Origin of the sequence: Hydrogenophaga sp., from assembly GCF_028698005.1 — a bacterium.
Taxonomy (GTDB): domain Bacteria; phylum Pseudomonadota; class Gammaproteobacteria; order Burkholderiales; family Burkholderiaceae_C; genus Hydrogenophaga.
Genome location: NZ_JAQVEJ010000166.1, coordinates 1 through 6,405, shown reverse-complemented (window position 1 = coordinate 6,405; position 6,405 = coordinate 1). Strand labels below are relative to the sequence as shown.

The 6,405-nt window shown below is 67.4% G+C and carries 6 protein-coding genes; 4 read left to right on the top strand and 2 right to left on the bottom strand.

Going from position 1 to position 6,405, the window contains the following annotated elements; translation table 11 throughout:
* Positions 1–78: 78 nt before the first annotated feature.
* Both PHQ87_RS13585 and PHQ87_RS13580 read left to right on the top strand, forming a co-directional pair.
* Positions 79–1,764 carry a sigma-54-dependent Fis family transcriptional regulator gene (locus PHQ87_RS13585; protein ID WP_300235370.1) on the top strand — a complete coding sequence of 562 codons (1,686 nt, stop codon included), beginning with the start codon at positions 79–81 and terminating at the stop codon, positions 1,762–1,764.
* Positions 1,765–1,766: 2 nt separating this feature from the next.
* A complete protein-coding gene (locus tag PHQ87_RS13580) occupies positions 1,767–2,507 on the top strand; it encodes a GntR family transcriptional regulator (protein ID WP_320388227.1) in 741 nt (246 codons plus the stop codon).
* Here PHQ87_RS13580 and PHQ87_RS13575 read toward each other — a convergent pair.
* Positions 2,504–2,998: a MaoC family dehydratase gene (locus PHQ87_RS13575; RefSeq protein WP_300235368.1), complete on the bottom strand. Its 495-nt coding sequence runs from the start codon at positions 2,996–2,998 to the stop codon at positions 2,504–2,506. The two genes, PHQ87_RS13580 and PHQ87_RS13575, sit on opposite strands and share 4 nt — an antisense overlap.
* A gap of 146 nt (positions 2,999–3,144) precedes the next feature.
* On the opposite strand from PHQ87_RS13575, the gene PHQ87_RS13570 reads away from it, so the two are divergent.
* The gene (locus PHQ87_RS13570) at positions 3,145–3,828 is read left to right on the top strand and encodes a dienelactone hydrolase family protein (protein WP_300235366.1); all 684 of its coding nucleotides are present in this window, start codon (positions 3,145–3,147) and stop codon (positions 3,826–3,828) included.
* Positions 3,829–3,866: 38 nt separating this feature from the next.
* On the opposite strand, the gene hemB is transcribed toward PHQ87_RS13570, so the two are convergent.
* Positions 3,867–4,868, bottom strand: a complete 1,002-nt coding sequence (gene hemB, locus PHQ87_RS13565; RefSeq protein ID WP_300235363.1) for a porphobilinogen synthase — start codon at positions 4,866–4,868, stop codon at positions 3,867–3,869.
* Between the two features lie 231 nt (positions 4,869–5,099).
* Between hemB and PHQ87_RS13560 the strand changes: the two genes are divergently transcribed.
* Positions 5,100–6,221, top strand: coding sequence for a hypothetical protein (locus tag PHQ87_RS13560; RefSeq protein WP_300235360.1), 1,122 nt, complete (start codon positions 5,100–5,102; stop codon positions 6,219–6,221).
* Positions 6,222–6,405: the final 184 nt, after the last annotated feature.

The window sequence follows — 6,405 nt, the reverse complement described above, 5'->3', positions numbered from 1 at the left end:
TTAGAGGGCGCCAGCCCCCCGGCCACCCGGTGACACCGGCGGCCTCGACGCGCCGTGGCGCAGCAGGAGACAAGTACATTGAACGATGCCCTGACCTACCCCAGTGACAGCGACCTGCGGCGCCTGTTGCGCTTCGAGCCGGACAGTGGCGCCATCTGGCTGGGCGAGCGGCGCATGCTGCTGCTGCACACCGCGGCGCTGGCGGCGCTGCGCCAGGATCTCATCCGCTCGGTCGGCGGTGAGCATGCGCGGCGACTGCTCACGCGCATGGGCTATGCCTGCGGCCTGCACGACGCCGGATTTGCGCGCCAGACCCGGGGCGGCAAAGGGCTGGAGGACATGTTCCTGGTCGGGCCGCAACTGCACATGCTCGAAGGGGCGGCGCGCGTCACGCCGGTGCGCCTGAAGGCCGACATCGAGGCCGGTCAGTTCGATGGCGCGTTCCGCTGGGACGATTCGTGGGAAGCCCACGCCCACCGCACGGCCTTCGGCATCGCGGACGAACCCTCGTGCTGGACGCTGCTCGGCTATGCCAGCGGTTACACCAGCGCGTTCATGGGTCGGCTCATCCTGTTCAAGGAAACCCATTGCGCCGCCTGCGGCGACGAACACTGCCTGATCGAGGGCCGGCCGATCGACGAGTGGCCCGATGGTGATGCCCATCGTCACTATTTCGAGGACGACTCGCTGCTGGACACCATCGATGCCCTGAGCCAGCAGGTCGAGGCACTGAAAACGACGCTCTCGCCACCGGTGTCCGGCGGCATGCTGGTGGGCCAGTCGCCGGCCTTTCGGGCGGCGCACGAGCTGATGCGGCGCGCCGCGGCCACCCAGGTCACGGTCCTGCTGACCGGCGAGACCGGTGTGGGCAAGGAGCGCTTTGCGCGCGCACTGCACGCCCACTCGGACCGCGCGCAGGGGCCCTTCGTCGCCGTCAACTGCGCGGCGCTGCCCACCGAGCTCATCGAGGCCGAGCTGTTTGGCGTCGAGAAGGGCGCCTTCACGGGCGCGCACGCGTCGCGTGCCGGCCGCTTCGAGCGCGCCGACGGTGGCACGCTGTTTCTCGACGAGGTGGGCGACCTGCCGCTGCCGGCGCAGGCCAAGCTGCTGCGCGTGCTGCAGGACGGCGAGATCGAACGCCTGGGCGCCGAAACCGGGCGCCAGGTCAATGTGCGGCTGGTGGCGGCGACCAACGTCGACCTGCTCGGCGCGGTGGAGCGGGGGCTGTTCCGGCGCGACCTGCTGTACCGCCTGAACGTGTACCCGATCTGCATCCCGCCGCTGCGCGAGCGCATCGGCGACATCGAGGCCCTGGCCGGGCACCTGCTCACGCGCTTCACCGCCGTCCACAACAAGCGGCTGGCCGGTTTCGGTGATCGCGCGCTGCAGACCCTGTTGCACCACGACTGGCCCGGCAATGTGCGCGAGCTGGAAAACCTGGTCGAGCGCGGCGTCATCCTGGCACCCCAGGGCGGGTTCGTCGAGGCAGAGCACCTGTTTCCCAACCAGCCGACGCCGCCGCACGACAGCCCGGACGGGCAAGGCCGGCTGGCGCGGCAGTCCTCTGACAGCGAGCTGGCGCTGTGCGAACGCATTCTGGAAAGCCGGACCCCGATCGCGGAGCTGGAGGCGATGGTGCTGAACCTGGCGGTCGAACGCAGTGCCGGCAACCTCGCGGGCGCGGCGCGATTGCTGGGCATGACGCGGGCACAACTGGCTTACCGGCTCAAGCGCAACCAGCCTGGCAGTGGCGACGACGATTGAACATGTCACCAGATCTGATGCTGCACGCCGATGTGGGGGGGCCGGCCAGGGCCCGTGATGAGGTCGCGCCGCGGACGCTGACCGAACGTGCCTACCGCGCCCTGCGCCACGACATCGTGTGCGGCCGGCTGGAGCCGGGTCAGCGCTTGCGGGTCGAGCACCTGCGCAACGACTATGGTGTGGGCGCGGGCACCCTGCGTGAGGCACTGGCCCTGCTGGTGTCCGATGCGCTGGTCACGGTCGAGGGACAGCGTGGCTACCGGGTCAGCGCCATTTCTCTGTCCGACCTGCGGGACCTGACCGAGACGCGGGTCCGGCTCGAAACCGAGGCCCTGCGGCAATCGATCCGCCTCGGTGATGCGGCCTGGGAGTCCGCGCTGCGCGACAGCTATGCGCACCTGAGCGAGATCGAGCGCCAGGGGCCCGGGCACCACCCGGTCCAGTGGGAGCTGGCCAACCGGCGCTTCCACGACACCCTGATCGCCGGCTATTGCTCGCCATGGACGCTCCATCTGCTGAGCATCCTCTACCGTCACGGAGAGCGCTACCGCCATGTGGCGCTGCGCCTGGGCGCCAGGCCGGGTGTCGGGCGCGACGTGCATGCCGAGCACCAGGCCATCTTCGAGGCGGCGCTGGCACGCCAGGAGGCGCGCGCCGCCCTGGCCCTGGAGGTGCACATCCGCCTGACCTGCGACATCCTCACCCAGCATGCCCGCCAGCGCGGGCCGGCGCCGGCCCTTTAGGGCCTGTCCACACCGGGCTCGCGCCGGCGGAACATGCCATAGCCATCCATGTGCAGCACCTTCTCGCCGTGCTGGTTGTACATCTCCCAGAGCGTGCGTGCCAGGCCGACGTCGGGCCGCCTGCTCATCGGGCGCTTCTCGACGATGGTGGACGTCAGGCGCAGCACGTCGCCGGGGTAGACCGGCCTGGTCCACTTCAGGCTTTCCAGGCCCGGCGAGCCCAGGCTCGATGTTTCATGCAGGAAGTTGGTCACCATCAGCCGCATGGCCAGGGCGCAGGTATGCCAGCCGCTGGCGCTCAGGCCGCCGAACACCGAGGCCCTGCCGGCTTCCTCGCTCAGGTGGAAGGGTTGCGGGTCGAACTGGGTGGCGAAGGCGATGATTTCTTCCCGCGTGGGTGAGAGGCTACCCAAGTCGCGTGTCTGGCCAACTACCAGATCTTCCCACCAGATTTTGATGTTGGGGCTATGCTCGGGCGTGGTGGCTGTCATGGTATGGCGTTCTCAGGATCGTCGGCGATGGCAGTTTGCTGCAGCCGGGCACCTTATACGAGTGCGGCGCGCGCATGCGTCACGCACCGGACTGTCCGCTGATCTTTCGTTTTCCTTCCTTGTTTCATTGTTGTTCAGGAGACTTCATGGGTCAGTTCATCGATCTCACCGCCGCTGATGGTTTCACTTTCCCTGCCTACGTGGCTCAGCCCGCCGGGCCGGCCAAGGGCGGACTGGTGGTCCTGCAGGAGATTTTCGGCGTCAACAGCCACATCCGCGAGGTGGCCGACGGCTATGCTGCCGACGGCTACGCCGTGGTGGCGCCAGCGATCTTTCACCGGGTCCAGGCCGGTGTCGAGCTCGGTTACGCCGAGGCCGACATGAAGGCCGGCATGGGGCTCAAGGCGGCGGTCGAGGCCCTGCCGGCACCTGGCGTGCTGGCCGACATCCAGGCCGCCATCGCCCATGCCGCCCAGGCCGGGAAAGTGGGCATCATGGGCTACTGCTGGGGTGGCTTGCTGAGCTGGCGCGCAGCCTGCCTGCTCGATGGCCTGTCGGCGGCCGTGTCCTACTATGGCGGCGGCATGACCAGTGAGGCCGAGGCGGCGCGCCAGCCCAAGGTGCCGGTGCTGGCCCACTTCGGCGAGCAGGACCACTGGATTCCGCTGGACAGCGTCGAGGCCTTCCGCCGCGCCCAGCCCGGTGCCGAGGTCCACGTTTATCCGGCCAACCATGGTTTCAACTGCGACCACCGTGGCGCCTACGACGCGGCTGCCGCCAAGCTCGCGCGCGAGCGCACCCTGGCCTTCCTGGCCAAGCACATCGGTTGACAGATGGTGTCGCGCGCCCGCCGTGCCGGGCGCGTGGGTCAGGCGCGCAGCAGGCGCGCCGCGTCGCGGGCGAAATAGGTCAAGACGCCATCGGCGCCGGCGCGCTTGAATGCCAGCAGCGACTCCATCATCACCGCGTCATGATCGAGCCAGCCGTTTTGCGCCGCGGCCTTGATCATGGCGTACTCGCCGCTGACCTGGTAGGCGAAAGTGGGCATGCCGAATTCATCCTTGACCCGGCGCACGATGTCCAGGTAGGGCATGCCGGGCTTGACCATCACCATGTCGGCGCCCTCGGCAATGTCCAGCGCCACTTCGCGCAGCGCTTCGTTGCTGTTGCCCGGGTCCATCTGGTAGACCTTCTTGTCGGCCTTGCCCAGGTTGGCCGCCGAGCCCACCGCGTCGCGGAACGGGCCATAGAAGGCGCTGGCGTACTTGGCGCTGTAGGCCATGATGCGCGTGAGCGTGTGCCCGCTCTGTTCCAGCGCCTGGCGGACGGCGCCGATGCGGCCGTCCATCATGTCGCTGGGGGCCACGATGTCCACGCCGGCCTCGGCCTGTGCCATCGCCTGGCGCACCAGGATGGCCACCGTCTCCTCGTTGAGGATGTAGTTGTGTTCATCCAGTACACCGTCCTGGCCGTGGCTGGTGTACGGGTCCAGCGCCACGTCGGTCATCACGCCCAGTTCGGGAAAGTGCTGCTTGAGGGCGCGTACGACGCGCGGGATCAGGCCGTCCGGGTTGGCCGCCTCGGCGCCGTCCGGCGTCTTGAGCGACGGGTCGATGGCCGGGAACAGGGCCAGCACCGGGATGCCCAGTTTCACGCAATCCTCGGCGACGGGCAACAGCAGGTCCAGGCTCAGGCGTTCCACGCCGGGCATGGATGCCACGGCCTCGTGGCGACCTTGTCCCTCGTGCACGAACACCGGGTAGATCAGATCCGAAGGGTGCAGCCGGTGCTCGCGCACCAGCTCGCGACTGAAGGCGTCGCGGCGCAGGCGACGAGGGCGGGAGAGGGGGAAGGGCGGGGGCGTATGCATGGGGCTATTGTGGCAAATCGGCTCTGTCCTGGTGCGTCCGGCCGAACGCTGACGACAGGAAGCGAAAAGTAACAAAATATTGAAATGTTTAGCTGAATGTGTTGAACTCCGCCCGATGCAGGAACGAGGGCTTCGTTGCCTGCCTTGGATGTGTCCTTCGGCGCGTCGTTCCTGCCGTGACCTCGCGCCCCTGTCTGGCGCCCTGGTCAAACACCACTGCCTGCGCTCATCATGTTGTCCACGCAAAAACCTCTGACATCGGCCGGCAAGCCGGCCGCCACTGCCGCCGACCCGGACGCCTGGACCCTGGACAGCCACTGGCCGGCGCTGGTGGCCGGCCTGGCCGGCCAGGTCACCGAAGGGGTCAGCCTGCTGCAGCACCACCTGGACCAGTTGCTGGGCAAGGAGCGCCTGTCCTCGCTGGAGCACCGCCTGCTCACGGTTCTGGTCGAGCGCATCAAGCTGGCCGGGGTCAGTGCGCAGCAGATCCAGCGTTTCTACGGTGGCCGCATCCGCCAGTCGCACGAGAAGGTCGATATGGCCGATCTGGTGGAAAGCGTGCTGCAGGAGCGCAAGGGCGAAATGGGTGCCGTCGGCATCGTGCTGCGCCGCAAACTCAAACCGGTGGATGTGCTGATCGATCCCACCGTCGCCCATACGCTGGTCAATGCCGTGCTCGACTGGAGCGTCCCCTTCGGCAACCGGGTCGATGTGCGGCTGGACCTCAACCACTGGCCACCCCATGCGCGGCTGCAGGTGCGTGCCAGCAGCGACGGGCTGCCGCCGTCCAGCGCGGCCTCGCCGGACAACCTCAGCTGGATGCTCATGCGCCAGATCGCCCACACCGCCGGCGGCATCGAGCTCACGCGGGAGATCACCGAGGAAGGGGCCAGCCTCACGCTCATGTTCACGCGCACCGTGCAGGCCGTGGATGGCATCTCGGCGGTCGATCTGTCGGACGAGCACTCGACGACATTCCGGTCGTTGCAGGGGGTGTATGTGCTGACCATCTCGCCCAGCCTGCAGATCCGGGCCGCCGTGCGCGACGCCTTGCGGGAGATTGGCATTGCCTCCGACAGTGTCGTGAACTTGCAACAGGCACGTGAAGCCATACGGGCGCGCATGCCCAACCTCGTGGTGATCGACGCCGAACTGAAGGGCGACGATTTCGAGGTCTTTCACCGTGATGTGCTGCGTGAGGTTTTCGAGCTGCCCTTTGTCGAGATCTCGCCCGACGACAGCTCGTTCGACATGTCCGGCTTCGGAGAGTATTCCATGGCCAAGGTGGGGCGTGGCAACATCCGTGAAGCCCTGGGCACGGCCGTGATGTTCGAGCTCGCCAAGATGATGTGATGTGTCGCGCTATTGCCCGATAGCCCGATAGGGTGTCAGGGCTTCCCACAAATTTGGGAATTGCAGTAACATTATTGATGGGCGAACCGCAAGGGGAGCCCCCCGCTTTTCCTCCCTGAGCGGGTGCCTTATGTGTGACAGCAAAAAGGCTTCCCAACCCGGCCCCCTGGCCGGGTTCTTTTTT

Bases quoted from the DNA above. Each gene is read 5' to 3' on its own strand.
- PHQ87_RS13580 (WP_320388227.1), top strand. From the start codon at position 1,767: ATGTCACCAGATCTGATGCTGCACGCCGATGTGGGGGGGCCGGCCAGG.
- PHQ87_RS13575 (WP_300235368.1), bottom strand. From the start codon at position 2,998: ATGACAGCCACCACGCCCGAGCATAGCCCCAACATCAAAATCTGGTGG.
- PHQ87_RS13570 (WP_300235366.1), top strand. From the start codon at position 3,145: ATGGGTCAGTTCATCGATCTCACCGCCGCTGATGGTTTCACTTTCCCT.
- hemB (WP_300235363.1), bottom strand. From the start codon at position 4,868: ATGCATACGCCCCCGCCCTTCCCCCTCTCCCGCCCTCGTCGCCTGCGC.
- PHQ87_RS13560 (WP_300235360.1), top strand. From the start codon at position 5,100: ATGTTGTCCACGCAAAAACCTCTGACATCGGCCGGCAAGCCGGCCGCC.